Origin of the sequence: Microbispora sp. NPDC046973 (genome assembly GCF_040644495.1) — a bacterium.
Lineage (GTDB): Bacteria > Actinomycetota > Actinomycetes > Streptosporangiales > Streptosporangiaceae > Microbispora.
This window is the reverse complement of record NZ_JBEYWQ010000002.1, coordinates 1-26207: the sequence shown is the minus strand read 5'-3', so window position 1 is coordinate 26207 and position 26207 is coordinate 1. Positions and strand designations below refer to the sequence as shown.

The window sequence follows — 26207 nt, the reverse complement described above, 5'->3', positions numbered from 1 at the left end:
GACGCCGGCATGCGGGCGCGGATGCGCGAAGTCCCGTCCTCCCAGCTGATGGGCCCCGATCACTCGGTTGTGCCGCCGTGCGGCTCGGGGCCGGGGTCGGGCTGGGTCAGGCCGGTCAGGCGGGCCAGGGCGGTGAAGCCGTCGTCGGTGCCGGGCCAGTGCCGGCGTACGGCGTCCAGGCCGGCGCGGCGCACGACCGAGCGCAGGACCGCGGTGACGATGATGGCGTCGTCGGCGTAGCCGAGGACGGGGATGACGTCGGGCACCAGGTCGATGGGGAAGGCCAGGTAGGCCAGCAGCAGCGCGAGCCGGACCCGGACGCCGCGGGGCAGGCCGGGATCGGCGGCCAGACGGCGCACCAGGCGCAGCGTGTCGGGCAGCAGCCGCAGCGCCTCGCGTAGCAGGCCGCCGCGGGGGCGGACGAGGGCCAGCGCGGCGATCAGGACGAGCCAGGTGACCAGCAGCGCGGCCGCGAGGCCGATGAGCAGGTCCCATCCCTGTGATCCGGTCATGCGTGCTCGCTTTCGTCTCGGCCGGGCGGCCATCGGCGTTCCCCCGCCGGCGTGGCGGCGACGGCGGCGCGTCGCCAGGCGGCGCTTCGCAGCAGGCGCAGGCCGTTGAGGCCGACGATGACGGTGGAGCCTTCGTGTCCGGCGACGCCGAGCGGCAGCGGCAGGTCGCCGAGCAGGTCCCAGGCCACCAGTACGGCGATGAACGCGGCGGCCACGGCGAGGTTGGCGACGACCAGGCGGCGGGCGCGGCGGGCCAGAGCGATCACGGTGGGAATGGCGGCGAGCTCGTCGCGGGTGACGACGGCGTCGGCGGCGTCCAGGGTCAGGTCGGCGCCGGTGTGACCCATCGCGATGCCGGTGTGTGCGGTGGCCAGGGCGGGGGCGTCGTTGACGCCGTCGCCGATCAGCGCAACTCGTGCCCCCTGCTGCTGGAGTTCGCGTACGGCGTCGGCCTTGTGCTCGGGCAGCAGGCCGGCGCGGATGTCGGTGATGCCGGCACGGGCGGCCAGGTGGGCCGCGGCGCGGGGGTTGTCGCCGGTCAGCAGCACCGGTGCGGCGTGGGTGAGGGCGGTCAGGCGGTCCACGGCGCCGGCGGCGCCGGGCCGGATGCGGTCGGCCAGGGCCAGCACCGCGGCCGGGCGGCCGTCCAGCAGCATCACCACCGCGGTGTGCCCGCCGTCTTCGAGCTCGGCCACCAGGGCGCGGGCCGGACCGGCATCGGGGTGTCCTTCGGGGAGCAGGTGGGCGGGGCTGCCGATCTGCACCAGGCGGCCGGCGACGTGGGCGCGCACGCCACGTCCGGGCATCGCCGCGAACCCCGTGGCCGGGGGCAGGCGCAGGCCTTTGTCGCGGGCGGCGGCGGCGACGGCCCGGCCGAGCGGGTGTTCCGAGCCGTCCTCGGCCGCGGCGGCGAGCGTGAGCAGCTCGCCTTCGCCGAGGCGCGTGCCGGGCAGGGCGCGGATGTGGGTCAGGTGGGGGCGGCCCTCGGTGAGGGTGCCGGTCTTGTCGAAGGCCACCCGGGTGACGTCGGCGAGCTGCTCCATGACCACGGCGGACTTGACCAGCACGCCGTGGCGGCCGGCGGTGGCGATGGCGGCCAGCAGCGGCGGCATGGTGGCCAGCACCACGGCGCACGGCGAGGCGACGATCATGAACGTCATCGCGCGGAGCAGGCTGCCCTGCAGGTCCTGGCCGAGTGCGAGGGGGATGGCGAACAGCGCGAGGGTGGCGGCGACCATGGCCACCGAGTAGCGCTGCTCGACCTTCTCGATGAACAGCTGGGCACGGGCCTTGGTGGCGCTGGCCTGCTCGACCATGGCCACGATCCGGGCGATCACCGTCTCGCCGGCCGGGCGGCTCACGCGCACCCGCAGCACGCCGGCGCCGTTGACGGTGCCGGCGAACACCTCGTCGCCGGCCTGCTTGTCCACCGGGACGCTCTCGCCGGTGATGGTCGCCTGGTCGACGTCACCGGCCCCGTCGACCACCTCGCCGTCGGCGCCGATGCGCTCCCCGGGCCGGACCACGATGAGGTCGCCGACGGCCAGATCGGCGGTCTCGACGACCTGTTCCCGTCCCGCCGGGTCCAGCCGGGTCGCCTTGTCGGGCGCCAGGTTCAGCAGGGTGCGCACCGAGTCGGCGGTGCGCTTGGTCGCCACCGCCTCCAGCGCCCCTGAGGTGGCGAAGATGACGATCAGCAGCGCGCCGTCGAAGACCTGCCCGATCGCGGCGGCGCCGATCGCCGCGGCGACCATCAGCAGGTCGACATCCAGCGTCCGCTCACGCAGCGCCCGCAGCCCGGCCAGGCCCGGCTCCCATCCTCCGGCGGCGTAGCAGGCCAGATACAGCCCCCACCACAGCCAGGCGGGCGCCCCGGCCAGCCGGCAGAGACCACCGGCGGCGAACAGGACGGTCGCCGCGATGGCCCAGCGCACCTCGGGCAGCGATCCGGCCCCGGAGTGCCACCACCACGCCCGCGGGCGGCCGGGTGCGGCCGCGGGCTCGGGAGCGGGGCGCGTCGTCAGGTCTGTCGTCACCCTGCCAGCCTATATGCGCAGTGATGCAGATACGCAAACAGTGGGGTTCGGGGCTATGCTGGCGGCATGCACACCTCGCTGCCCGACTTCGAGATGCCGAACGAGGAACAGGTGCACCTGGCCGCCGAGTCGTTCCGGCTGCTGTCCGACCCCACGCGCATCAAGATCTTGTGGGCGTTGCTGCAGGGCGAGTCGTCGGTGGCCTGCCTGGCCGAGCTCGCCGGCGCCGCCCCGACGGCGGTCAGCCAGCACCTGGCCAAGCTGCGCCTGGCCGGGCTGGTCAAGGGCCGGCGTGAGGGGACCTTCGTCTACTACAGCGCCGCCGACGAGCACGTGCGCCGGCTGCTGGCCGAAGGCCTGTTCCACGCCGACCACATCGACCGCGGCGACCAGGACTCCGCCGCCCCGGCCGGGCCCGCGCGCGCCGCCTCCTGACGCTCGCGAGCGTGGCTGCCGGCGGTCCGCACGCCTCGGCTCCTCAAGCGTCTTCGGCCGATGCATCGGCTCACCGCCGCAAGGCGGTTTCCACACCCGGTGTCACCACGGCGCGAAACGCCGCGTCCATCTCTGTGGGTGTGGCGGTCACCTCGCCGTCGACCCACGTGCGCAGCAGCGCCATGAACGCCCCGACGACACAGGTGACCATCAGGTCGAGCGAGTCCGGCGCCGTGCTTCGCGTAGGGAACGCCGCCAGCAACTCGTCACGCACGACCGTGGCCAGGATCTGCTCTCCGCGTGCCATGACGGCGCTGCCCCCGCGCCGCCCGAGCAGCGCTCGCGCCAGCCGGCGTTGCTCCTGGAGATGCTCGAACATCGGCAGGCTGAAGGCGAACAGCGTGCCCGGCGTGGACGCGGGAGCGAGACGAAGAAGGCCGGAGAGTTCGTCGAGGTTGCTGAACAGCACATCCTGTTTGTCGGTGAAGTGCGCGTAGAAGGTCGAGCGGCCGACGTCGGCGCGGTTGATGAGATCGGTGACGGTCACCGCCTCGTAGCCCTTCTCCAGAATCAGCTCCACCAATGCCTGCTGAACGGCCTTCCGAGTGCGCCGCACCCGGCGATCGGAGCTCTCCCGCCGCGAGTTTCCGAACACCTTCCCCATCCCTGTCCAGTACGGCACAGCCCGGCGAATTTGCTTGTTGACCATGCCGCGCCGGCGAATCGATCATTTATAACCGAACACATTGTTTCGAAACAAGAAGGGGAAGCCCCATGGGCAGGGGAAAATTAATGCATAGTCATTCGAAACACAGTGACGGTGGCGGCGCCATCAATTATCCGCGGGGTTATGAGGTGTTGGCCGAGCTCGGTTTCGCCGGGCGCCGTCGCGGCGTTTTCACCCGCCTGGCCGCGTTGTCCGGCGCGGGGCCCGGCCACCGGGTGCTGGACGTCGGCTGCGGCACCGGCTACCTGACCCGGCTGCTGGCTCCTCTCGTGGGCCCCGAGGGGCGCGTCACCGGTGTCGACCCGTCACTTCCGATGATCGACCATGCCCGTCGTCGCTCACCCGGCAACTGCTCCTACCAGGTGGGCGAGGGGCAGGCGCTGCCCTTCCCCGACGCCTCGTTCGACGTCGTGGTCTCCAGCTTCGCCGTTCACCACATGCCCGTCTCCGCCCGCGGCACCGCCGTGAGGGAGATGTCCCGCGTCCTGCGACCGGGTGGGCGGCTGCTGATCGCCGAGTTCCGCCCGCCGGTCAACCCCCTCGCCGCCCGCCTCGTCGGGATGCTGGCCGGTCCCGCGATGCGGCCCACCATGCCGGAACTGCTCGCCGAGCTGGTTCCCGGCGCCGGCCTCCGCATCGAGAGCACAGGCACCGTGGGGCCCGTGCTGTACTACGTCGACGCCGTCCGTCCGCTCGAATCCCGTCGCTGAAACAGCCCCCGCCCCTCCTCTCGTCCGTCTGGCGTCGCCCGCGCTGTTTGGGCGATCATCGTTCGCAGGGTTCACCCGCGTCTGATATGGCGTTCCGGGGGGCGGGTGTAGGAGTATCGCAGGGGCCTGAATCATGGGGAGGCGTTGATGTCGGTGTTGCGGGATCTGGTGGACGGCATCCGGGGCGGGGGGATCGAGGTGCTCGACCTCACCGCGCCGCTGAGCGACAAGACGCCGATCCTGCTGCTGCCCGAACCGTTCGGACAGACGGTGCCGTTCTCGATGCAGGAGATCAGCCGGTACGACGACCGGGGCCCGGCCTGGTACTGGAACAACTTCACCACCGGCGAGCACACCGGCACGCACTTCGACGCCCCCGTCCACTGGGTCACCGGCCGTGACGGCGAGGACGTGTCGCAGGTGGCTCCCGCCAAGCTGATCGCCCCCGCCGTCGTGCTCGACTTCAGCGCGCAGTCGGCCGCCGACCCCGACTTCCTGCTGGAGGTCGACCACGTCAAGGCGTGGGAGGCCGAGCACGGGCCGCTGCCCGACGGCGGCTGGCTGCTGTACCGCACCGGCTGGGACGCACGCGCCCACGACCAGGCGGAGTTCCTCAACGCCGACGAGACGGGGCCGCACACGCCGGGCATGTCGCCCGACTGCGCCCGCTACCTCGCCGAGGAGACGCCGATCACGGGCATCGGGACGGAGACCGTCGGCACCGACGCGGGCGCGGCCCACTCCTTCGACCCCGCCTTCCCCTGCCACTCCTACCTCCTCGGCGCAGGGAAGTACGGCCTGACCCAGTTGCGCAACCTCGACCGGCTGCCGCCGACCGGCGCGGTGGTGGTCGCGAGCCCGTTGCCGATCGTCGGCGGCTCGGGCAGCCCGGTCCGCGTGCTCGCGCTGGTGGAGCGGTGAACGTCGCGGAGGCCGTCGGCGCGGCCCTCGCCGCCCTCGGCGTACAGGCGGCCTTCGGCGTCGTCGGCAGCGGAAACTTCCACGTCACCAACGCCCTCGTCGAGCACGGCGTGCGGTACGTCGCGGCGCGTCACGAGGGCGGGGCCGCCACGATGGCCGACGCCTACGCCCGCATGAGCGGCACGGTCGCGGTGCTCACCGTCCACCAGGGACCCGGCCTGACCAACGCGCTGACCGGCGTGACCGAGGCGGCCAAGAGCCGCACCCCGCTGCTCGTGCTCGCCCCGGAGGTGACCTCGCCCACCTCCAACTTCCGCATCGACCAGACCGCGCTCGCCGAGGCCGTGGGCGCGCACTGCGCCAGGGTCGGGTCGGCCGCCACGGCCGTGGACGACACCGTGATGGCCTTCCTCGCCGCCCTGCTCGGGCGCCGGACGGTGGTGCTCAACCTGCCCCTGGACGTGCAGGCCGAGACGCTGCCCGACGAGGCCGCGGAGGCCGTACGCGAACTGCTGGCCGGCCGGGGCCGCGCGCACCGCGACGTGGCGAGCCGGGTGCCGGCGGCGTGGGGCCTGACGTTCCCCATCGAGTCCGGGGACGACGAGCAGCACGAGGGGCTCCCGGAGCCGTCCGACGAGCTGACGCGGTTCGCGCGGATGCTGGCGGAGGCGGAGCGGCCGGTCTTCGTGGCCGGCCGGGGAGCCCGTGGCGCGCGGCGGGAGCTGGAGGCGCTCGGCGAGCGGGTGGGCGCGCTGTTCGCCACCTCGGCCGTCGCCAAGGGGCACTTCCACGGCAGCCCCTGGGACCTCGACGTCAGCGGCGGTTTCGCCACGCCGCTCGCGGCCGAGCTGATCCGCGGCGCCGACCTCGTCGTCGGCTGGGGGTGCTCGTTCACCATGTGGACCACCAGGCACGGCGCGCTGATCGGGCCGGAGACCAGGGTCGTCCAGGTGGACCTCGACCCCGACGCGCTCGGCGTGCACCGCGAGATCGACCTCGGCGTGGTCGGCGACGTACGCGAGACCGCGCGGGCGGTCGCCGCCCTGCTCGGCGAAGCCGGGGCGGAGGGCGAGCCGGAGACGCGCGGCTACCGCGCTCCGCGGATCGCCGAGCGCATCGCCCGCGAGGGGCGCTGGCGCGACGTGCCGTACGAGGACCTGAGCGCCGAAGGGCGCATCGACCCCCGCACGCTGACGATCGGGCTCGACGACCTGCTCCCGCAGGAGCGGCTGGTGGCCGTCGACTCGGGGAACTTCATGGGGTATCCCTCGATGTTCCTCACGGTCCCGGACGGCGGCGCGTTCTGCTTCACCCAGGCATTCCAGTCGATCGGGCTCGGCCTGGCCAGCGCGATCGGCGCGGCCGTCGCGCGGCCCGACCGGCTCACGGTCGCCGCGCTCGGCGACGGCGGCGCGCTGATGGGCGTCGCCGAACTGGAGACGGTCGTACGGCTCGGCCTGCCGATGGTGGTCGTGGTGTACGACGACGAGGGGTACGGCGCGGAGGTCCACCACTTCGGCCCGCACGGGTTCCCGCTCGGCGCGGTCACCTTCCCGCCCGCCGACATCGCGGGGATCGCGCGGGGCTTCGGCTTCGAGGCGGTGACCGTACGGCGGGAGGAGGATCTGTCGGGGGTCGCCGAGTGGCTGAAGGGGCCGCGCGACACACCCCTGCTCGTCCACGCGAAGGTCACCGCCGACCGGCCGTCGTGGTGGCTGGAGGAGGCCTTCCGCGGCCACTGACCGGTGCGAAGCCGCAGTGGAGCCGCAGGGGAGCCGCAGTGGAGCCGCCGGAAAGAGGACCTTCGGCCCGGTAGAAGTTACGGACGAGTAGGTTACGGTTTCAGGCATGGCTGAGATCGTGTACCCGCCGGTCCTGCGGACCGCGCTGACCGCCTTCAAACTGCTCGACATCAGGTTCCGCATGGAGGGCACGGAGCGGATACCCCGCAGTGGCGGCGCGGTCCTGGTGAGCAACCACGTCAGCTATCTCGACTTCATCTTCGCCGGCTTCGCCGCCTATCCCGCCGGGCGGCTGGTCCGGTTCATGGCGAAGAAGGAGGTCTTCGACCACCCCGTGTCGGGCCCGCTGATGCGCGGCATGCACCACATTCCGGTGGACCGGTCGGCCGGGGCGGGAGCCTACGACGCCGCCGTACGCGCCCTCAAGGACGGCGAGATCATCGGCAACTTCGCCGAGGCGACGATCAGCAGGTCGTTCACGGTCAAGGAGATCAAGAGCGGCCCGATCCGGATGGCGGCCGAGGCCGGGGTGCCCGTGATCCCGGTCGCCCTGTGGGGCGGCCAGCGGCTGTGGACCAAGGGCAGGCCCCGCAAGCTGCTGCAGCGGCATGTCCCGATCACCATCCTGGTCGGCGAGCCGATGCTCGCCGGCCCCGGCGACGACATCGCCGCGCTCACCGGCGACCTGCGGCGGCGCATGACGGACCTGCTCGACGAGGCCCAGCGGACCTATCCCGACCAGCGCCGGGGCGTGTGGTGGCAGCCCGCCCACCTCGGCGGCACGGCGCCCACCCCGGAGGAGGCCGCCGCGCTCGACGCCGCCGCCCGGCCCCGCCGCGAGTAGGGCTCCGGAGGTCTGTCCGGTTCCGCAACACGGCCGTTACGCCGAAGGGTTGACCGGCGGTCAAGGGGCGGGGATAACTGAGCCGTAGCCGAGCCTGGGGGACTCGCAACCCGTACCTTGGAGCCGTGGATGAGCATCGTGCCCCCGCCCCCGCTGGTCGGACGCGCCACTGAGCTGCGGACTCTCATCGACGCGGTGACCCGCCCGCCGGCGGTCGTGCTGGTGGAGGGCGAGGCGGGCATCGGCAAGACCCGGCTCGTCCGCGCCGCGCTCGACCGCCTGCCGTCCGGCGACCGGGCCGTCCTCCTCGGCTACTGCCATCAGATCCGCGAACCCTTCCCGTACGGGCCGGTCTTCGAAGCGCTGCGGGACGTCAGGGGACGGCTCCCGGCGGCGCACCGGCTCAACCCGGTCACCGGCGCGCTCCGCGGCCACCTCCCCGAACTGGCCGGCGCGCTGCCGCCGTCGCCGCAGCCCCTGGACGACCCGCGGGCCGAACGCCACCGGGTGTTCCGCGCGATACGCGCCCTGCTGGCGGCCGTCGGACCGGCCGTGCTGGTCGTCGAGGACCTGCACTGGGCCGACGACGGCACGCTCGACCTGCTGCGCTTCCTGACCGGGCAGCCGCCGCGGGGGCTGGCGGTGGTCGCGACATGCCGCAGGGACGGCGTCGCCGGTCCGCCGCTCGGCCGGGCCTACCGGCACCAGCCGGACACGGCCAACGTCATCGTGCGGCTGGCGCCGCTGGACGCGTCCGGTGTGGCCAGCCTGGCCGGCGCGCTGCTGGAGCGGTCCGACCTGTCTCCCGGGTTCGTCACCCGGCTGCACGAGCGCACGGCGGGCATCCCGTTCGTGGTGGAGGAACTGGTCAGATCCCTGCCCGCCTCGCCGCCCGGCGCGGACGACCCGGACGCGCTCGACCGCGCCGTCGACCGCGCCGGCGTCCCGCTGCTGCTGCGCGAGGCGATGGCCGAGCGGATGGCCGGTCTGTCCCCGGCGGCGGCCGGAGCGGTCCGGGCGGCGGCGGTGCTGCGGCTCCCCGCGGGGGAGCGGCTGATCACCGCGGTCGGCGGCGACACCGCTGCCGAACCGGGCACCCCCGGGCCGGGCTCCGCCGGCCTGGCTGAGGCGCTGCGCGCCGGGGTCCTGCACGAGCACCCCGGCGGGCGATACGGCTTCCGCCACGCGCTGGCCCAGCAGGCCGTCTACGACGCCATCCCCGGCCCGGAACGGCGGTCCGCGCACGTGCGGGCGATGGCCGCGCTCGCCGCGACGGACGCGCCGCCGCTGGTGCAGCTGGCCTTCCACGCCCGGCGGGCCGGGGACACCGGCGCCTGGGTGCGCCACGGGACCGCCGCCGCCCAGCAGGCCGCCGCGCTGGGCGACACCGCCCTGGCCGTCGAAGTGGTCGAGGGCATGCTGGACGACCCCGACCTGCCGGTGCGCGACCGGGGCCCGCTGGTGCTGATGCTGAGCCGCTTCGCGGCGACGGGCCTGTCGCACCAGCGGGTGGTGCGGCTGCTGCGCCAGGTGCTGCGGGGCGACTTCCTGTCCCGCGACGTGCGCGGCGAGGTGCGGCTCAACCTCGGCGTCGTCCTGTCCAACCAGGCGGGCGACGCCGCCGCGGGGCGGCCGGAGATCCTGGCCGCCCTCGCCGAGCTGAACGACCGGCCGACGCTGGCCGCCCGCGGCTGGGCCAGCATGGCGATGCCGGAATGGGGCACCGAGTCGCTGGCGGAGCACGCGGAGTGGATGGCCCGCGCCGAGGCGCTCGTCGCCACCGCCGACAATCCGGAGCTGTCGGCCGCGGTGCTGGCCAACCGGGCCTCCTTCGAGATGACGACCGGCTCTCCCGGCGCGTTCGACGTCGCCGCCCGGCTTCCTGCCGACGACCCGCGCACGGGGGTCCGGCGAGAGGTCGCCCGGGCCTACTGCAACCTCCACGACTCGGCGACCACCGTGGGGCTCTACGCGGCGGCCGAGCGGTTCGCCCGGGAAGGACGGCGGCTCGCCCTGGAGACCGGCGCGCAGTATCCCGCCTTTCTCCTCGACGCCTCCGCGATCCGCAGGGAGTGGCTCACCGGGCGGTGGGACGGGCTGCGCGACCGGGCGGCGTCCCTGGGGGAGTCGGCCACGGAGACGCCGCTGATCGCGGTGGACCTGTGGCTGGTGCTCGGGCTGCTCGCCCTGGCGACGGGCGAATGGGAGGAGGCGGTCAGGCAGTTCCACCGTGCTGGCCTGGACGCGCCGGAGGCCCGCAACGTCCCGGTCGTGACGGCCGCCGCCGGGGGGCTCGTCGACCTGCACCTCGCCCGGGGAGCGCAGGACGAGGCCGTCGCGGAGGCCGAGGGGGCGGTCGCCCGGCTGCGCCGCAAGGGCGTGTGGGTGTGGGGCGCGAGCCTGGTCCCGTCGGCCGTCGCCGCGTTCGCCAGGGCCGGGCGCGTGGAGACGGCGGCGGAGCTGGTGGACGAGTACGCCGCGGGGATCGCGGGGCGGGTCGCGCCCGCCGCGCACGCCGCGCTCGACGCCGCCCGCGGCGTGCTCGCCGCCGCCGGACCACGGGCCGCCGACGCCGCCGCCTGCTTCGCCCGGGCCCGCGAGGCGTACGCCGCCCTGCCCCAGCCGTACGCGGCGGCGCGGGCGGCCGAGGGCGAGGCGCGGGCCCGGCTGGCGCTCGGGGACGGCGCGGCGGCGGCGGGTTTCCGGGAGGCCGCGGAGTCGTACGGCCGGCTCGGCGCCACCCACGACGCCGCCCGCTGCAGGCGGGTGCTGCGCGACATCGGCGTGGACGTCCCGCTCCCGCGCGGCGGGCGGCGGGGCGCCGGAGCGCTGTCGCAGCGGGAGCGGGAGGTGGCCCGGCTCGTCGCGCTCGGCCGGACCAACCGTGAGATCGCCGACGTGCTCTTCCTGTCCACGCGCACGGTCGAGACCCACGTCGCCACCGTGCTGCGCAAGCTCGGCGTGCGGTCGCGGACCCAGATCGCGCCGCCCGCCTGACCCGGCCGGGACGGGAAGATCCCCGGGACCGGCACGGTCCCGGGGATCCAGGCCGCCGTCACTCAGAGCGTGATGCTCCACGAGTCGAGGTAGCCGGTGTCGTAGGTGTACTGGTCGCGGACCTCAAGGGTCCAGGTGCCCGCCGCCGTCTGGGTGACCGGGACGGAGTAGGTGCGGGTGCCGAAGGAGGTGCAGCTCAGGCCGCCGCTGGACTTGACCGTGTACCAGGTGCCGTTCGGGCCCTGGAGCCTGATCCGCAGGTCCTCGGCGCAGGTGTGCGAGATGGTGACGCTCAGCTGCACCGGGGAGACCGCCGTCCCCGTGGCCGTCGAGGTGATCGGGCTGGTGATCGTGGTCAGGTCGTTGATCGTGTAGTCGGTGCCGTTGGTGAACGTGCGCCCGCCGGAGCCGCCCGACACCGTCAGCGTGTAGGAGGCGGTGTGGGTGGCGGCCGAGCCGCTGCCGGTGACGGTGACCGTGTACGTCCCGGAGGGCGTCGACGCGCTGGTGGAGATGGTCAGCGTGGAGGAGCCGCCCGAGCTCACCGACGACGGGCTGAAGCTCGCGCTCGCCCCGGACGGGAGTCCGGAGGCGCTGAGGCTCACCGTCTGCGCGCTACCCGAGGTGGTCGACGTCGCGACCGTGGCGGTGGCCGACCCGCCCGGCGTCACCGTGCCCGCCGTGGGGTTCAGCGACATCGAGAAGTCGTTGCCCGACGAGCTGCAGCTCGCCTCGTTCGACTGCGCCGGCACTCCGGCCGCGCTCCACGCCGCCTTGGTGGCCGCGCACTCGGGGCTGCTCGCGCCGTACAGTTCCACCGCCGCCGCCAGCGACGCGGTCCTGACGTTGACGTACTTCCAGGTCGAGGTCTTGCGCTGGAGCGCGCCCATGTAGATCTTTCCGGCCTTCTGGATGCCGATGCCGGTCACCGACGAGGGGCCGCCCGAGCAGATCGGGCTGCTCGGCTTGCCACCGCCCGGCGACGAGCCCTCGGCCAGCAGGTAGAACCAGTGGTTCAGCGGGCCCGCCGCGGCGTGCACCTCGGTGCCCGGGATCGAGCTCGAGTAGCAGTTGGGGTCGCCGGCGAGGGACGGGTTGTACATGTAGCGGATCGGGCCGTCGCCGACGAGGTTGACCTCCTCGCCCACCTGGTAGTCCGGCGGGTCGTTCGGGTTGTCGGCGTACGCCTCGGTGAGCGCGCCGAAGATGTCGCCGGTGCCCTCGTTGATGCCGCCGTTCTCGTTGCCGGATCCGGCGGCGCCGGGCGTGGTCTGGAAGATGGCGTGGCCGAACTCGTGCGCCACCACGTCGATCGGCGTGGCCTGACGGGCGTTGTCCTGCGAGTGGCCGAAGTTGGTGTAGCTGCCGTTCCAGTACGCGTTGACGTCGGCCAGGCCCACCCGGGTGGGGAAGCCGCCGCCGCTGCCGTTGATGCCGTTGCGGCCGAGCCAGTCGCGCAGCATGTCCCACTCGCGCTGCACGCCGTAGAGCGCGTCCACGCAGGCGGTCTCCAGGCTGGTCCCGCTGCCGTTGCCCCAGGAGTCGTCGGTGCCGGTGTAGGCGGAGCCGTTCTGGCCGCCGCACCTGATGCCGCTGCGGGTGGAGTCGGTCATCGAGTACGAGCTGCCGGAGCCGCTCGTGTTGATGGTGACCGTGCCGTAGTAGTAGCCGTTGCCGGTGCCCGCCTTCACCTGGTCGTAGGAGTCGGCGATCTCCCCGGTGGTCGCGTCGACGAAGACGTGCTGGATGCTCGGCTTTCCGGCGGCGATGCCGGAGACCAGGGCCTCCCACGCCAGGCGCGGCTTGGCGCCCCAGGCCAGGACCACCAGGCGCGGGGCCGCGGTGTCGTCGACCCGGGACAGCACGGTCTTCGCCGTCGCGGTGGCGGTCTCGGCGGTGACCGTCGGCGAGGTCGGCACGCCCAGGGGGAGGGCGCCGGACGCCGCCTCGGTGTCGCGCACCCGCCCGCCCGCGTCGGTGACCACGACCGCGTCGCCGCCCACGATGGGCAGGCCCTTGTACGCGCGCTCGTAGGTGACGTAGTACATGCCGCCGCCCGGCGTGACGGAGGTGCGCCGGTAGGTCTCGCTGGGGGACACGCGCAGGTCGTCCAGGCCGCTCGCGACGGCCTGGTCGGCGGCGGCCGCGGCTCGCTGCGCGGGGTCGTCGGCGAGGGACCTGACCGCGCCCTCGCTGCCGGGCGGAGGCTTGGCTGCGGCGACGGTGGGGGGTACCACCACGCCGGTCACGGCCAGCGCGGCGGCCGCCGCGAGCAGTGCTGTGCGCCTCATGGGCGTCTTCCTTTCTCTGCCTCCCACGTGGCGGACCGCCTTGTGGGCGGGCGCCGGCGGTGGCGCCGCCGGGAGACGAGCCCCGACGGCGGACACAGTGGGATTTGGGGGGTGATGAGAGAAATGGATGGTGCTTTCCGCTGTGGCGGGCACGAGCGGAGACGTCTCTCCCATGGCGGAGACGGCTGGGAGAAAAGAGGGGAGTTCTACGTCACGGGACTCCTCGTTTCGCCGACCCGGCCGGGGAAACCGGCCCGTGCGCGACGTTAGAACCACGATCCGGACGCGAACATCCGTAGCGATATCCGTACATCTACGGAAAAGCGACGGCCTTGGTGCGTAGGGCGTAAGAAGACGGCCGCCACGTGGGGGACGGGCGGCGAGGCCGAGGCGTGGCACGAGCTAGGTTCGACGCCATGGAAAGGATGACCGAGGCGGAGTGGCGCGAGTTCGCGATGAGCGGCACCAGGACCGGCAAGCTCGCCATCACCAGGGCGGACGGGCGGCCGCACGTGACGCCGATCTGGTTCGCCCTCGACGGGGACGACGTGGTGTTCACCACCCACGAGAGCGGGGTGAAGGCCAAGGCGCTGCGCCGCGATCCCCGGGCGACCCTGTGCGTCGACGACCAGGCCCCGCCGTACTCGTACGTGATGATCGAGGGGGAGGCGACGCTGTCGGACGACCTCGCCGAGGTGCGCCACTGGGCGACCGTGCTCGGCGGCCGCTACATGGGGGACAAGCGGGCAGCGGAGTACGGCCGGCGCAACGGCGTCCCGGGGGAGTTCCTCGTGCGGCTGCGCGTCGGCAAGGTCGTCGCCTTCAAGGACGTCGCCGGCTGACCACCCGCGACGACGGCGTACGGCATTAAAGAGTGCCGCCCCGCCCCGCCGCGATCGTGTGCGGCGGGGGCGGGGCGGTGAGCGGGACCCGGCCGCGCGTCGGCGGCGGTCGGCGGCGCACCGGCAGGATGGGCCTACTCGTCCTTCTCGGAGGTGTCGCCCTTGCCGGGCTCGGCCATGCGGCGGTGCATGGCGGCCTTGGCCGTGTCCGGGGTGACCCGGCCGGCCACGCCCTGGACCTTGTTCATGAGCGATCCGGCGACGACCTTGTCGTCGCCCTTCATCAGCGCGTCGAAGCCCTGCCGGGCGACCTCGGCCGGGTCGTCCTTCTTGCCCGAGCCCACCCGCGTGTCCTCCATGCCGGCCCGCTCGAAGAACTCGGTGTCCGTCGGGCCCGGCAGGAGCGAGGTGACGGTGACCCCGGAGTCCTTCAGCTCGTTGCGCAGGGCCTCGGCGAACGAGTGCAGGAACGCCTTGCTCGCGGCGTACACGGCCTCGAACGGCCCGGGCGTGAGCGCGGCGACCGACGACGTGAACAGGATCTTCCCCTTGCCGCGTGCGGTCATGGCGGCGACGGCGCGCTTGGCCAGGTGCACCGAGGAGGTGACGTTGAGCTCGACGAGCTTCAGCTCGGCCTCCAGGGAGGTCTCGCGAAAGGCGCCGCCCACTCCGACGCCCGCGTTGACCGCCACGGCGTCGAGGGGCCGTCCGGCCGCGACGGACGCGGTCCACAGCCGCTCGACCTCGTCGTATCGGGTGAGGTCGGCGCGCACCGGGGTGACCTGCCCGCCGTACTCCTTCAGGGACTCGGCGGCGGTGTCGAGCTCCGCGTCCTCCGCCGTGACCACCACGTCGAAGCCGTGCTGGGCGAACTGCCTGGCGAGTTCGTACCCGATGCCGCTGGAGGCGCCGGTCACGAGGGCCAGCGGCCGTTCCGTCGTCGTCATCTGTCCTCCTTCTCGTCGTGTCGTCCGTCCGCCCCGCGCATGGCGCGGACCGCGAGCGCCAGCGTGGCGCCGTACGCCACGTGCGCCGCGGCCATGACGACCGGGCGGCCGCGCGCCGGGTCGCGCGAGGCGGGCGGCAGGATGTTCAGTGCGGGCACCCAGCCCTCATAGGCGCCGAGCCAGATCAGCAGGGCGTAGCCCACCCCGAGGGGGACGCCGGCCCTGCGCCCGCGGGTGAGCAGCGCGAACGCCGCGCCGCAGCCTGCGCCGAACCCGAGGTGCGCGACGGCGCCGAGGACGCGTTCGCCGGGTTTGGGCCGGTGCCGATGGCCCGGCAGGGCCGCCCTCACGATGTGCTTGGGCGGCTGGCCCGGCATCAGGCCGCTCTTCTGGCCGGCGAGCATCACGGCGCTCATCGTGAGGGTGGACAGCGCTCCGGCGGCCGCGCCGCGGGTGAGTTGGCGGATCACAGATTTCCTCCAGGAGGCTTCTACAGGCGCCGTGAGAGCTTCTCGGCGAGGCCGGCGGGGTCGGCGACCGTCACGGTCAGGCCGGGGTGACGCAGCAGCCCGAGCGGCTCGCCGCCCCGGATCGGCTCGTGGAACCGAACGCACAGCCCCTTGCGGGCGTTGGTCGCGAACGTCAGGCTGCGGTCGGCGAGCGACACGTGGACCCCGATCGCCCGCAACGGCGAGTAGGGGCCGGTCGTCTCGACGCCGGCGACGTTGGCCAGCGGGGTCTCGGTCACCCAGGGCCCGAAGCGGACCCGCAGTGTGCCAGGGCCGACCAGCACCCCGGCGGTGTCCGGGCGGATGCCCAGGACGGACAGCAGGGGGGCGAATCGGGGGTCGAAGTCGAACGCGAAGCGCTCCGGCTTGCTCGCGGTGGTGTCGTCGGTCATCGCTACCCCTCCCGGCACCTCGGTCGTCGATGGGTCTGGCCGGTGGGGCCCGCCTCAGCGGGACCCCGGTCGCGGCGGCTCCGCCAGGCGACGTCCCGCCGGGACAGAGCGCGTAAATGCGGCCATACCCCATCGGCCGGGATGAAACAGGGCCTTCGCGCCGCGAAGCCCCGGCCGGGGGAGGGCCGGGGCTCCGGCGACCGCCTGCCGTACGGCGGCGGACGGACGTCAGTCCGTGCTGATGGCGTCCACGAGGTCGCCCACCGGACGGTCGGGCAGGGCGCGGGCCACGTCGGCCAGCGCGACGATGCCCACCAGCTTGTGCCCGTCGATGACGGGCAGACGGCGGACCTTGTGCGTGGCCATCGTGCTCAGGATCTCGGCCGCGTCGTCGTCGGCGCCGATCGTGACGGCCTCGCCCTGGGCGAGCTCACCGGCCTGGCACGACCTGGGGTCCTTGCCCTGGGCCAGCACCTTCACGACGATGTCGCGGTCGGTCAGCACGCCCTTGAGCCGGTCGTCGGTGCCGCAGATCGGCAGCGAGCCCACGCCGAGGCGCGCCATCTTCTGCGCGGCGTCGAGGACGGTCTCGTCCGCGTTCACGCACTCGGCCCGGGGGGTCATGATCTCGCGAGCGGTCGTCATACCTTCTCCTTTCCTTCCTGTGCGGTACGCGCGGCCGGGGGACCGGCCGCGGGAAGGGACCCGGTTCACACCCTGTCGGCGACCGTCCTGCGGGACAGCAGGAAGCCGAGGGCGATCATCCCGAGACCCAGGAACAGGTGCAGCCAGTTGTCGGCGTTGTTGACCGGGACGAAGTTGGCCGCGCTGTCGTGTCCCACCAGCAGGCCGTACAGCCACAGCACCAGGTAGACGGCGCCGCCGCCGATCAGGTAGGAGCGGGCGCCCGCCCAGGTGCGCGCCAGCCTCACGCCGGCGACGCCGAACAGCAGGTGGACGATGTTGTGCAGGATCGACACCTCGAAGACGCCGAGCAGCATGGCGTCGGAGTGGTGTCCCGCGAACTGCAGCTGGTCGACGTTCTGCGTGATCCCGGGGATGAAGCCCAGGACGCCGACCAGAAGGAACACGGCGCCCACGACCAGCGCGGCCGTCTGGACGGGCGTACGCGTGGTTGTCCTCGTGGGAAGGGTGTCCATGACGCCTCCAGGGGAGTAGGGGACTCACCCCGCCTACCCCTGACCGCGCGACGTACACGACCACCCCCGAACTCACGCTTCAAGGGACTTGGTTGGTGCGCTTGCGCGTCGCCCCGCGTTCGAGGACGACCACCGGATCGTCCTGTTCGACTACGTGGGCTCCGGCGACTCCGACCCGTCGGCCTACTCGCCCGAGCGTTACTCCTCGCCGCAGGGATACGCGCAGGACGTCCTGGACATCTGCGCCGAGCTCGACCTGACCGACACGGTCTTCGTCGGCCACTCGTGAGTGCGATGATCGGCGCGCTCGCGGCGATCAGGGAGCCGGCGCGCTTCGGGGCGCTGGTGATGGTCGGGCCCTCGCCCCGCTCCATCGACGACGAGGGCTACGTCGGCGGCTTCAGCGCGGCCGACAGCGATGAACTGCTCGAGTCGCTCGACGGCAACTACCTCGGCTGGTCCAGCGCCATGGCCCCGGTGATCGTGGGCAACCCGGAGCGCCCCGAGCTGGGGGCCGAGCTGACCAACAGCTTCTGCCGGGCCGACCCGGAGATCGCCAAGCGGTTCGCGACGGTGACGTTCATGTCGGACAACCGGGCCGACCTGCCGCGGGTGCCGGTGCGCTCCCTGATCCTGCAGTGCTCCGAGGACGTGATCGCCCCGGTGGAGGTCGGCACGTTCGTGCACGAGAACATCCCCGCCAGCGAGCTCGTGCTGACGCGGGCGACCGGGCACTGCCCCAACCTGACCGCGCCGCGCGCCGTCCGGCGGCGGACCCGCACCCGGCGGGACGGGGGACGGCGACTGGTGATTTCCCCGATGCCGTGACCGGTCCTGATCGCGAGACTCCTGTCATCCCCCACGGCAAGGAGATCTCATGCGTAGGATCGTCGGCCCCCTCATCGGCATCCTGGCCCTGCTCGGCTTCCTCGCCCCCGCCGCCCCCGCGCAGGCGGCCACGCACAACCCCGTCGTCTTCGTCCACGGCTACACCGGAAACAGCACCAACTTCGCCACCCTGCAGGCGTACCTGGTGGCCAATGGCTGGTCCGCCGGCCGGTTGTACGGCTACAACTACAACTGGGCCGGGTCGAACATCATCAGCGCCCAGGGCCTGGCCGCCTTCGTCAACCAGATCAAGGCCAGCACGGGCGCGTCCCAGGTCGACATCGTCAACCACTCGATGGGCGGCCTGGTGACGCGGTATTACCTGCAGAAGCTCGGCGGAGCCGCCAACGTCGGGCACGTCGCCTCGCTGGCCGGCGCCAACCACGGCACGACGTACGCCGCCGCCTGCACCATCTACGTCTCGTGCATCGAGATGCTGCCCGGCTCGGCGTACATCACCTCGCTGAGCGGCGACGAGACGCCCGGGTCGGCGAAGTACGGCACCTGGGTGTCGCCCTGCGACGGCATCATCATCCCCTACACCAGCACCAGGCTGTCCGGTGCGGACAACCACACCCTCGCCTGCGTCGACCACCTGTCGATCCTGAGCAACATCGAGGCGATGTCCGGCATCCGCGACCTGCTCAACAGCTGATCGCCCTCGCTTTCGGCCGGGCGGCCCGGTGGCCGCCCGGCCCGTCCGTGGTTCACTGTGGATCATGCGAGGGACACGGATCCGGGACGCGCGGGCCGCCGCGGCCCGCTGGGTCGCCGCCGAGGCCGCCTCCGCCGCGAACTTCGCCGGGGCCTTCCTGACCGGCTCGGCGGCCTGGGCCGAACCCGACGCGGTGCTGCCGCCCACGTCGGACGTCGACGTGGCCGTCGTGGTCACCGATCCCGTGGCCCCGCCCAAGCTCGGCAAGATCCCCTGGGAGGGCGTGCTCGTCGAGGTCACGTACGTGTCCTGGGACAGGCTCGCCTCGGCCCACGACGTGCTGGCCTCTTGTCACCTGGCCGGCGCCTTCCGCACCGACACCGTGATCGCCGATCCCACCGGGCGGCTGGCCCGGCTCCGATCCGCCGTCGCGGCGGGCTTCGCCGAGCGGCGCTGGGTCCGCCTGCGGTGCGCGGACGCCGAACGCCGCATCACCGGTGGGCTCGCGGCCCTCGATCCCCGCAGACCGTTCCACGACCAGGTCACCGCCTGGCTGTTCCCGGCCGGCATCACAACCCACGTGCTCCTCGCCGCCGGGCTGCGCAACCCCACCGTACGGCTGCGCTACCCGGCCGTCCGCGAACTGCTGCGGGACCACGGCCGGATGGACGTCTACGAGGAGCTGCTCGGCCTGCTCGGCTGCGCGCACCTGACCCGCGATCGGGTCACCGCCCACCTCGCCACGATGACGAGGGCCTTCGACGCGGCGGCGGCCGCGGCCCGCACGCCGTTCCCCTTCTCCGCCGACGTCACCGAGGCGGCCCGGCCGGTGGCGGTGGACGGCAGCCGCGACCTCGTCGCGCGCGGCCTGCACCGCGAGGCCGTCTTCTGGATCGCCGCGACGTACGCCCGGTGCCTGAAGATCCTCGCCGCGGACGCGCCGGGGGAGACGGGCCACTTCGCCGGGTTCGCGGACCTGGCGGCCGACCTGGGCGCCGGGTCGCCGGACGACCTGCGGCGCAGGGCGGGCGAGGTGACCGCGTACCTGCCCCGTCTGCGCGCGGTCGCCGAGGAGATCATGGCCGGGAACCCCGAGATCCGGGACGCGTCAGCTCCCGGCGGGTGACGGGCTCGGCGAGACGGCCGGCGGCGGACTGGGCGAGACGCTCGATGACGGGCTCGATGACGGGCTCGGTGACGGGCTCGGCGAGACGCTCGGTGACGGGCTCGGCGACGCGCCCGGCCAGGGGGAGTAGGTGCTCCGCCACGTTCCGGGCGGCAGGACCGGCACGTCGACCCGGGCCGTCCCCGCGTTCTGGAACCGGAACGTCACGGGGATCGTGCCACCGCTGCCCAGCGGGCGGGTGAGGCCGGCGAGCAGCACCTGGGGGAGTGCCGTCCCGCCGACGTACCTCCCGCCGGGGATCTCCAGGCCGCCGGCGGGCAGGCGGGCCTCCCGGAACACGCCCCCGGTGTCCACCGACACCAGGCGGTCGGTGCGGCCGCTCTCGTTGAGCAGCATCATGTACATCGGCATGTCGGTCCCCGGCGGGGCGGGCTGCTGCGAGCCGATGACGAAGGCGTTGCGGAGCAGCAGACCGGGCAGGTTCACGTTCGCCCCCTCGTTCTGGGGGATCGTCTGGGTGAAGTAGTCCTGTTTGATGTCGCCGCAGGCGGCGGTGACGGCCGCGGCCGCGACGCATAGAGCCGCCAGGATCCTGCGCATGTCGACCTCGGCTCGCTCGGGAGCGTCTTTCGAAGCTGGGTACCCCCTCCGCCGGTTGTTTACCGCCGGAAAATTATGCGAGCCTCGGGACGAGGAAGAATCCCCGAAAAAGCGGAGGAAACGCATGCAGATGGTCTCCCCGGAGAGGGCCGGCTTCGCGCCGGACCTGCCCCACCGTCTGGACGCCCTCGTACGGCGAGGCGGAGCCCCGGCCCTGCACGGTGTCGTGGTGGCCCGGCACGGCCGCGTCGTCCTCGAGTGGTACGGCGGCGGAGAGGACCATGTGCTGAACACTCCGCTCGGCCACGTGGACTTCGGGCCGGACACGCTCCACGACCTGCGCTCGGTCACCAAGAGCCTGGTGGCGCTGCTGTACGGCCTGGCGCTGGAGTCCGGCCGCGTGCCGGACCCCGGCGAGCCGATCCTGACGGTCTTTCCCGAGTACGCCGACCTGGCGGAAGATCCCCGCCGGGCCGGTCTGACGATCGGGCACGCGCTGACGATGACGATGGGCCTGGAGTGGGACGAGAGCGCCCCATACACCAGCCCGGCGAACAGCGAGATCGCGATGGAGCTGGCGCCGGACCGCTGCCGCTACGTGCTGGAGCGCCCGTTCGTGGAGGAGCCGGGCGAGCGGTGGCGCTACAGCGGCGGCGCCGCGGCCCTCGTCGGCGCGATCGTCGCGAAGGGCACGGGCCTGCGCCTGGAGGAGTTCGCCCGCAGGGAGCTGTTCGAGCCGCTCGGCGTCGGCGCCTTCGAATGGTCGGCGGGCTCCGACGGGACCGTTCTGGCCGCCTCCGGCCTGCGCCTGACGCCGCGCGGCCTCGCCCGGATCGGGCAGGCGGTGCTGGACCGGGAGGTCGCCCCCGGCTGGATCGGGGAGATGCTGCGCCCGCGTGTGCCCGCCTGGGAGGGCGTCTCCTACGGGTACATGTGGTACGCGGGCCAGGACGGGCGCGCGATGGCCCTGGGCAACGGCGGCCAGCGGCTGTTCCTGCTGCCCGATCTCGGCCTCGTCGTGGCCGTCACCGCCGGCGACTACAACGGGGCGGGCCAGGACACGGCGCCGAGGGCGGTCCTGGAGGATGTCGTCCTGCCTGCGATCGCGTGAGGAGACCTCAGATGATTTTCATCACCGCCAAGTTCCGGGTGCTGCCGCAGTACGCCGACCAGTGGCCGGAGATCACCCGTGAGTTCACCGAGGCGACCCGCGCGGAACCGGGCTGCCTGTGGTTCGACTGGTCGCGCAGCCTCGACGACCCGGCGGAGTACGTCCTCGTCGAGGCGTTCCGGGACGACGAGGCCGGAGCGGCCCACGTCGGGTCGGAGCACTTCCGGACGGCCCGGCGTACGCTGCCGCCCCACCTCGCCGAGACCCCGAGGATCGTCAACGTCACGGTCCCGCAGGACGACTGGTCCCTCCTCGGCGAGATGGCAGTCCCCACCGAGCGCTGAAACGAACTCAGCAGGCGTCCAGAGGCCGCGACACCGGAGGGGCGGGCGGGCGACGGCCGTCGTGGCCGGGATCGTGGCCGGGGGCGGGGGCGAGCGTGGAGGCCCAGCTCGCGAGGAGGCGGAGTCTGTCCTCGGAATCGCTGCCGGGTTCGGCGCCGTAGGCGACCAGGGTCAGGTTGTCGGCGGTCAGGTCGAGGGCTTCGTAGGTGAGGTGGAGGTCGCCGACGACGGGGTGACGGAAGGGCTTGGTGCCGATGTGGTGCTGGCGGACGTCGTGGCGGGCCCAGCGGGCGCGGAAGTCGTCGCTGCGGGCGAGGTCCTCCAGGTGGGTGCGTTCCTCGTCGTCGAGTCGCAGGGCGCGGGCGAGCGTGTCCAGGACGCTGTCGGAGACTCCGGACAGGTCGCCGCGTTCCAGGCGGGAGTAGTACTCCACGCTGATCCCGGCCAGCTGGGCCACCTCGACGCGGCGCAAGCCGGGGACCCGGCGGGTGCCATAGGAGGGCAGCCCGGCCTGCTGCGGGCTGATCCTGGCCCGGCGGGAGGTCAGGAACTCACGGATCTCGGTGCGGCTGTCCACGTCTTTCAGGCTAGGTAACCTTCCACAGTGCAGGGATGCCCTGCCAGTACACCTTTCACCGGTGCCTTCCTCCTCCTCCGGCCCGCGCCTTGGATGGCTGGTGGCCACCTCGCCCGGCCCGGTGGGCACCGGCCCAGTGAGAACTCGGGGTCGGGCCCTTATCGAAGGAGCAATCATCGTGCGTGTTCATGCCTACGCCGCGCCGGCCGCCGCCGAGCCGCTGGCGCCCACGACCATCGAACGGCGTGACGTCGGTCCCGACGACGTGCTCATCGAGGTCAGGTACGCGGGCATCTGCCACTCCGACATCCACACCGTCAACGGCGACTGGGGACCCCAGCCGTATCCGTTGGTCCCCGGTCACGAGATCGTCGGGATCGTCGCCGAGGTCGGCGCCGCCGTCACCCGGCACCAGGTGGGTGACCGCGTCGGGGTGGGCTGCATGGTCAACTCGTGTGGTGAGTGCGCCAACTGCCGCAACGGCGACGAACAGTACTGCGTCAAGGGGATGGTGCCCACCTACGGAGGCGTCGACAGGGACGGCACCGTCACCCAGGGCGGCTACTCCACCCACATCGTCGTCGACGCCGACTTCGTCCTGTCGGTGCCCGAGGGCATCGACCTGGCGGCCGCGGCGCCGCTGCTGTGCGCCGGCATCACCACCTACTCGCCGCTGCGCCGCTGGGGGGCCGGCCCGGGCAAGAAGGTCGCGGTCGTCGGCCTCGGGGGGCTCGGGCACATGGCCGTAAAGATCGCCCACGCCATGGGCGCCGAGGTCACCGTGCTCTCGCAGTCCCTGAAGAAGCAGGAGGACGGCCTGCGGCTCGGGGCCGACCACTACCACGCCACCGGGGACCCCGACACGTTCGAGCAGCTCGCCGGCCGGTTCGACCTGATCGTCAACACGGTCAGCGCCCGCATCGACCTCGACGCCTACCTCGGCCTCCTCGCCGTCGACGGCACCCTGGTCAACGTCGGCGCCCCCGCCGAGCCGTTGAGCCTCAACGTGTTCTCCCTGATCGGCGCTCGACGCTCCTACGCCGGGTCGATGATCGGCGGCATCGCCGAGACGCAGGAGATGCTGGACTTCTGCGCCGAGCACCGCATCGACGCCGACATCGAGCTGATCTCGGCGGGCCAGATCAACGAGGCCTACCAGCGTGTCCTGGCCTCCGACGTCCGCTACCGGTTCGTCATCGACACCGCCACCCTCGGCTGACGCACCCTCCGCAGCCTCGCAGTGGGCGAGCGGACGGGCGGGCCGCTCTCGCCGGTGATCGCCCATCGCCTCGCGATCACCTCGCTGGTAAGCACGGGCGGCGTAACGGAACGGCTCCAGCGACCGGCTGTCCGGAGGAGTGGCGCTCGCCGCGCCCGCCTCAGCCGCTGGCGCGTCATGGCCTCGGGCGATGGGGCCGAGGCCGGCAGGCGCCGACGCGTCAGCGATCGTGGGGAACCTTGACGACGACGGTGTCCTCGGGGGCGACGGGACGCCCGTCCGCGGCCTGGATCCGCAGGGGGGCCAGCGGCCGGGCGGACAGCCGGTCCACCAGCGCGGAATGCGGCTCGTCCTCGTCGAAGAAGTGGTCCTCACCCCACTGCCGCAGAGCGACGATCACCGGGAAGAGCCCCCGGCCCTTGGGGGTCAGGACGTACTCCTGGTAGGCGCTTCCGTCGGAGGCCGGCACGACCTCGAAGACGCCGCCGGCGACGAGGGCGCGCAGCCGTGCGGCGAGGATGTTCTTGGCGACGCCGAGACTCCGTTGGAACTCCCCGAAGCGGCGATGCCCGTCGAAGGCGTCCCGCACGATCAGTAGCGACCACCAGTCCCCGATGGCGTCCACCGAACGCGCCACGGGGCAGTCGCTGTCGTCGAAACGAGTCCGTCTCACCACGCTCGTCCCTCTTTCTGGCGCCCCTGCTGGTTGCAACATGCTACCAAAGGTCTCTAGTCTCGCCCTGGTGGCAAGTTGAAACCAGGAGGGCTCATGGCCACGTGCCAGACCACGGACGGACACGCGACGCATACGGGGGACGCGGGCCTCGCACGGCACGGAACCATCCCGCTGTTCGCCCTGGCCGCCGGCACCGCCGTGGCGAACGTCTACTTCGCGCAGCCGCTGCTGGCCACCCTCGCCCAGGACTTCGGGATCGGTCAGGCGGCGGCCGGCGCGATGGTCACGGCGACCCAGCTCGGCTACGGGCTGGGCCTGTTCCTCCTGGTGCCCCTCGGCGACGTGCTCGACCGGCGAACGCTGGTGACCCGGCAGTCGCTGTTGCTGGCCGCGGCGCTGGCGGCCCTGGGCACCGCCCCACACGCGCCCGTGCTGTTCGCGTCCGCCGCCGCGGTCGGCTTCCTGGCCGTCGTCACCCAGTCCCTGGTCGCGTACGCCGCCGCGCTGAGCGCGCCGGACCGCCGGGGCCGGGTCGTGGGGCAGGTGACCAGCGGCATCGTGCTCGGGATCCTGCTCGCCCGCACCGTCTCCGGGCTGCTGGCCGACCTGGCGGGCTGGCGCGCCGTCTACCTCGCCTCGGCCACGGCGATGCTGCTGCTCACTGTCGCCCTGCGGCGTGCGCTGCCCCGCCGGCCCGTGGCGCCGCGCCGCCCGCGCTACCGCGACCTGCTGCGTTCCACCGTCACCCTGTTCGTCCGGGAGCCCCTCCTGCGTACCCGGGGTGTGCTCGCCCTGCTCGTCTTCGCGTCCTTCAGCACGCTGTGGAGTTGCGTGGCCCTGCCGCTCAGCGCTCCGCCGCTGTCCCTGACGCACACCGCCATCGGCGCCTTCGGCCTGGTCGGCGCCGCCGGCGCCGCGGTCGCCGCGCCGGCCGGGCGCCTGCACGATCGCGGCCTCGGCGAGCGGACCACCGGGGGAGCCCTGCTCCTGCTCGCGATCTCCTGGATCCCCCTGGCCCTCACCCAGCGGTCCCTGTGGGCGCTCGCGCTCGGCGCGATCCTGCTCGACCTGGCGGTGCAGGCCGTCCACGTCACCAGCCAGAGCATGATCTACGACCGCCGCCCCGACGCGGGCAGCAGGGTCATCGGCGGTTACATGATCTTCTACTCGGCCGGTAGCGCCGCGGGAGCGCTCGCCTCCACCGCCGTGTACGCCATCGCGGGCTGGGGCGCCGTCTGCCTGCTCGGCGCGGCCTTCAGCCTCCTGGCCCTCGCCGTCTGGGCACTGTCCGCACGCCGGTCCCGCCCCGTGTCGCGCGGATGCCCTCGGCACCCCGCATCGGGCTCCGAGGGCATCGCGACCGAGGACTGAAAGGCGCTCAGAACCGGTAGGCGTCCCGGCGGTGCTTGATCGTCTGAATCGTCACGGCGCGATTGTCCTCGTCGATGCGGTAGACCACCCGGTAGGTTCCGCGCCGGGCGACGTACAGCCCCTCGTACGGCTCCTGGAGGGGTTTGCCCACCCGCCACGGTTCACGGGCTACCGCACCGGTGATGAGCTCCCGTGCGGCAGCGGCCACCTCCTCCGGGAGACCGCCGCTGAGGGCGCGGCGTGCCGGCGGAGCGAGGAGGACGCTGTATCGGTCGCTCACGCACTCGCCTTGCCGAGACGAGCGGCCATGATGGCGGCCATCTCTTCCTCTGTCGTCACATCGCCCCGCGCCTCGGCGGCGGCGGCCTCGACGAGATCGGCGCGCATCCCGGGGTCGGCGAGGATGTCGAGAGTCTCCTGCAGGGATTCCCACTCCGCCACTGACACGAGATGGCAGTCGTGTAGCCGGAATCCCGGCCAGGAAATCGGCCAATGGTTGTGAAGCCGAGGTGAGCAGGACAGCTCGAAGGACTCAAGGGCGCCGCCTTTGACAAGGCGTTCCTGACGATGATGAT

The 26207-nt window shown here is 73.0% G+C and carries 28 protein-coding genes and 1 pseudogene; 15 read left to right on the top strand and 14 right to left on the bottom strand.

Annotated features, from left to right (window positions below; translation table 11 throughout):
• Nucleotides 1-59: 59 nt before the first annotated feature.
• Both ABZ860_RS04175 and ABZ860_RS04170 read right to left on the bottom strand, forming a co-directional pair.
• Nucleotides 60-512 carry a DUF1232 domain-containing protein gene (locus ABZ860_RS04175; protein ID WP_357214825.1) on the bottom strand — a complete coding sequence of 151 codons (453 nt, stop codon included), beginning with the start codon at nt 510-512 and terminating at the stop codon, nt 60-62.
• On the bottom strand, nt 509-2548 hold the full coding sequence (locus ABZ860_RS04170) for a heavy metal translocating P-type ATPase (protein WP_357214823.1): 2040 nt from the start codon (nt 2546-2548) through the stop codon (nt 509-511). The genes ABZ860_RS04175 and ABZ860_RS04170 overlap by 4 nt, the downstream gene beginning before the upstream one ends.
• Nucleotides 2549-2614: 66 nt before the next feature.
• On the opposite strand from ABZ860_RS04170, the gene ABZ860_RS04165 reads away from it, so the two are divergent.
• A complete protein-coding gene (locus ABZ860_RS04165; RefSeq protein WP_357214821.1) occupies nt 2615-2983 on the top strand; it encodes a metalloregulator ArsR/SmtB family transcription factor in 369 nt (122 codons plus the stop codon).
• A gap of 70 nt (nt 2984-3053) precedes the next feature.
• Here the strand turns inward: ABZ860_RS04165 and ABZ860_RS04160 are convergent, their stop codons facing one another.
• A complete protein-coding gene (locus ABZ860_RS04160; protein WP_357214819.1) occupies nt 3054-3692 on the bottom strand; it encodes a TetR/AcrR family transcriptional regulator in 639 nt (212 codons plus the stop codon).
• A 146-nt stretch (nt 3693-3838) separates the two neighbouring features.
• Here ABZ860_RS04160 and ABZ860_RS04155 point away from each other — a divergent pair, with 146 nt between their 5' ends.
• The 5 genes from ABZ860_RS04155 (at nt 3839) to ABZ860_RS04135 (ending at nt 10924) form a co-directional block, all read left to right on the top strand.
• Complete coding sequence (locus ABZ860_RS04155) at nt 3839-4420, top strand: methyltransferase domain-containing protein (RefSeq protein WP_357214817.1); 582 nt, start codon at nt 3839-3841, stop codon at nt 4418-4420.
• Nucleotides 4421-4567: 147 nt separating this feature from the next.
• Nucleotides 4568-5341: a cyclase family protein gene (locus ABZ860_RS04150; RefSeq protein ID WP_357214814.1), complete on the top strand. Its 774-nt coding sequence runs from the start codon at nt 4568-4570 to the stop codon at nt 5339-5341.
• A complete protein-coding gene (locus ABZ860_RS04145; RefSeq protein WP_357214811.1) occupies nt 5338-7083 on the top strand; it encodes a thiamine pyrophosphate-binding protein in 1746 nt (581 codons plus the stop codon). Before ABZ860_RS04150 ends, ABZ860_RS04145 begins: the two co-directional genes overlap by 4 nt.
• A 106-nt stretch (nt 7084-7189) precedes the next feature.
• Nucleotides 7190-7927: a lysophospholipid acyltransferase family protein gene (locus ABZ860_RS04140; RefSeq protein WP_357214808.1), complete on the top strand. Its 738-nt coding sequence runs from the start codon at nt 7190-7192 to the stop codon at nt 7925-7927.
• Between the two features lie 129 nt (nt 7928-8056).
• Entirely contained in the window at nt 8057-10924 is a 2868-nt protein-coding gene (locus tag ABZ860_RS04135) for an AAA family ATPase (RefSeq protein WP_357214805.1), read from the top strand.
• A 62-nt stretch (nt 10925-10986) separates the two neighbouring features.
• Here the strand turns inward: ABZ860_RS04135 and ABZ860_RS04130 are convergent, their stop codons facing one another.
• Nucleotides 10987-13215 carry a M4 family metallopeptidase gene (locus ABZ860_RS04130; protein WP_357214803.1) on the bottom strand — a complete coding sequence of 743 codons (2229 nt, stop codon included), beginning with the start codon at nt 13213-13215 and terminating at the stop codon, nt 10987-10989.
• A gap of 416 nt (nt 13216-13631) precedes the next feature.
• On the opposite strand from ABZ860_RS04130, the gene ABZ860_RS04125 reads away from it, so the two are divergent.
• On the top strand, nt 13632-14057 hold the full coding sequence (locus ABZ860_RS04125) for a PPOX class F420-dependent oxidoreductase (RefSeq protein WP_357214800.1): 426 nt from the start codon (nt 13632-13634) through the stop codon (nt 14055-14057).
• Nucleotides 14058-14191: 134 nt separating this feature from the next.
• Here the strand turns inward: ABZ860_RS04125 and ABZ860_RS04120 are convergent, their stop codons facing one another.
• The 5 genes from ABZ860_RS04120 to ABZ860_RS04100 form a co-directional block, all read right to left on the bottom strand.
• Nucleotides 14192-15004, bottom strand: a complete 813-nt coding sequence (locus ABZ860_RS04120; RefSeq protein WP_357214797.1) for an SDR family NAD(P)-dependent oxidoreductase — start codon at nt 15002-15004, stop codon at nt 14192-14194.
• Nucleotides 15001-15474, bottom strand: a complete 474-nt coding sequence (locus ABZ860_RS04115; RefSeq protein ID WP_357214794.1) for a DUF6789 family protein — start codon at nt 15472-15474, stop codon at nt 15001-15003. Before ABZ860_RS04115 ends, ABZ860_RS04120 begins: the two co-directional genes overlap by 4 nt.
• A gap of 20 nt (nt 15475-15494) precedes the next feature.
• Entirely contained in the window at nt 15495-15905 is a 411-nt protein-coding gene (locus tag ABZ860_RS04110) for a hypothetical protein (RefSeq protein WP_357214791.1), read from the bottom strand.
• Nucleotides 15906-16133: 228 nt separating this feature from the next.
• Entirely contained in the window at nt 16134-16550 is a 417-nt protein-coding gene (locus ABZ860_RS04105) for a CBS domain-containing protein (RefSeq protein ID WP_357214788.1), read from the bottom strand.
• 65 nt (nt 16551-16615) lie between these two features.
• The gene (locus ABZ860_RS04100; RefSeq protein WP_357214786.1) at nt 16616-17065 is read right to left on the bottom strand and encodes a DUF4383 domain-containing protein; all 450 of its coding nucleotides are present in this window, start codon (nt 17063-17065) and stop codon (nt 16616-16618) included.
• 88 nt (nt 17066-17153) lie between these two features.
• Here ABZ860_RS04100 and ABZ860_RS04095 point away from each other — a divergent pair, with 88 nt between their 5' ends.
• The 4 genes from ABZ860_RS04095 (at nt 17154) to ABZ860_RS04080 (ending at nt 19734) form a co-directional block, all read left to right on the top strand.
• Entirely contained in the window at nt 17154-17354 is a 201-nt protein-coding gene (locus ABZ860_RS04095) for a hypothetical protein (RefSeq protein WP_357214784.1), read from the top strand.
• Nucleotides 17351-17893: a hypothetical protein gene (locus ABZ860_RS04090; protein ID WP_357214782.1), complete on the top strand. Its 543-nt coding sequence runs from the start codon at nt 17351-17353 to the stop codon at nt 17891-17893. The genes ABZ860_RS04095 and ABZ860_RS04090 overlap by 4 nt, the downstream gene beginning before the upstream one ends.
• Before the next feature lie 49 nt (nt 17894-17942).
• Entirely contained in the window at nt 17943-18608 is a 666-nt protein-coding gene (locus tag ABZ860_RS04085) for an alpha/beta fold hydrolase (RefSeq protein ID WP_357214780.1), read from the top strand.
• 64 nt (nt 18609-18672) lie between these two features.
• A complete protein-coding gene (locus ABZ860_RS04080; RefSeq protein WP_357214778.1) occupies nt 18673-19734 on the top strand; it encodes a hypothetical protein in 1062 nt (353 codons plus the stop codon).
• Here the strand turns inward: ABZ860_RS04080 and ABZ860_RS04075 are convergent.
• Nucleotides 19717-20334 carry a hypothetical protein gene (locus ABZ860_RS04075; RefSeq protein WP_357214776.1) on the bottom strand — a complete coding sequence of 206 codons (618 nt, stop codon included), beginning with the start codon at nt 20332-20334 and terminating at the stop codon, nt 19717-19719. The two genes, ABZ860_RS04080 and ABZ860_RS04075, sit on opposite strands and share 18 nt — an antisense overlap.
• 124 nt (nt 20335-20458) lie before the next feature.
• On the opposite strand from ABZ860_RS04075, the gene ABZ860_RS04070 reads away from it, so the two are divergent.
• Nucleotides 20459-21445: a serine hydrolase gene (locus ABZ860_RS04070; protein ID WP_357214773.1), complete on the top strand. Its 987-nt coding sequence runs from the start codon at nt 20459-20461 to the stop codon at nt 21443-21445.
• A gap of 11 nt (nt 21446-21456) precedes the next feature.
• Nucleotides 21457-21789: a putative quinol monooxygenase gene (locus tag ABZ860_RS04065; RefSeq protein WP_357214770.1), complete on the top strand. Its 333-nt coding sequence runs from the start codon at nt 21457-21459 to the stop codon at nt 21787-21789.
• A gap of 7 nt (nt 21790-21796) precedes the next feature.
• On the opposite strand, the gene ABZ860_RS04060 is transcribed toward ABZ860_RS04065, so the two are convergent.
• Nucleotides 21797-22366: a helix-turn-helix transcriptional regulator gene (locus ABZ860_RS04060; protein ID WP_357214767.1), complete on the bottom strand. Its 570-nt coding sequence runs from the start codon at nt 22364-22366 to the stop codon at nt 21797-21799.
• 175 nt (nt 22367-22541) lie between these two features.
• Here ABZ860_RS04060 and ABZ860_RS04055 point away from each other — a divergent pair, with 175 nt between their 5' ends.
• The gene (locus ABZ860_RS04055; protein WP_357216282.1) at nt 22542-23585 is read left to right on the top strand and encodes an NAD(P)-dependent alcohol dehydrogenase; all 1044 of its coding nucleotides are present in this window, start codon (nt 22542-22544) and stop codon (nt 23583-23585) included.
• Nucleotides 23586-23805: 220 nt separating this feature from the next.
• Here the strand turns inward: ABZ860_RS04055 and ABZ860_RS04050 are convergent, their stop codons facing one another.
• On the bottom strand, nt 23806-24258 hold the full coding sequence (locus ABZ860_RS04050) for a helix-turn-helix domain-containing protein (protein WP_357214764.1): 453 nt from the start codon (nt 24256-24258) through the stop codon (nt 23806-23808).
• 96 nt (nt 24259-24354) lie between these two features.
• On the opposite strand from ABZ860_RS04050, the gene ABZ860_RS04045 reads away from it, so the two are divergent.
• Nucleotides 24355-25632 (top strand): MFS transporter, encoded by a 1278-nt coding sequence (locus ABZ860_RS04045; RefSeq protein ID WP_357214762.1) that lies wholly within the window; start codon nt 24355-24357, stop codon nt 25630-25632.
• A 7-nt stretch (nt 25633-25639) separates the two neighbouring features.
• On the opposite strand, the gene ABZ860_RS04040 is transcribed toward ABZ860_RS04045, so the two are convergent.
• Nucleotides 25640-25912: a type II toxin-antitoxin system RelE/ParE family toxin gene (locus tag ABZ860_RS04040; protein ID WP_357214759.1), complete on the bottom strand. Its 273-nt coding sequence runs from the start codon at nt 25910-25912 to the stop codon at nt 25640-25642.
• Nucleotides 25909-26207: pseudogene (locus ABZ860_RS04035) on the bottom strand (hypothetical protein); the annotation flags it as partial. The pseudogene ABZ860_RS04035 and the gene ABZ860_RS04040, both read right to left, overlap by 4 nt.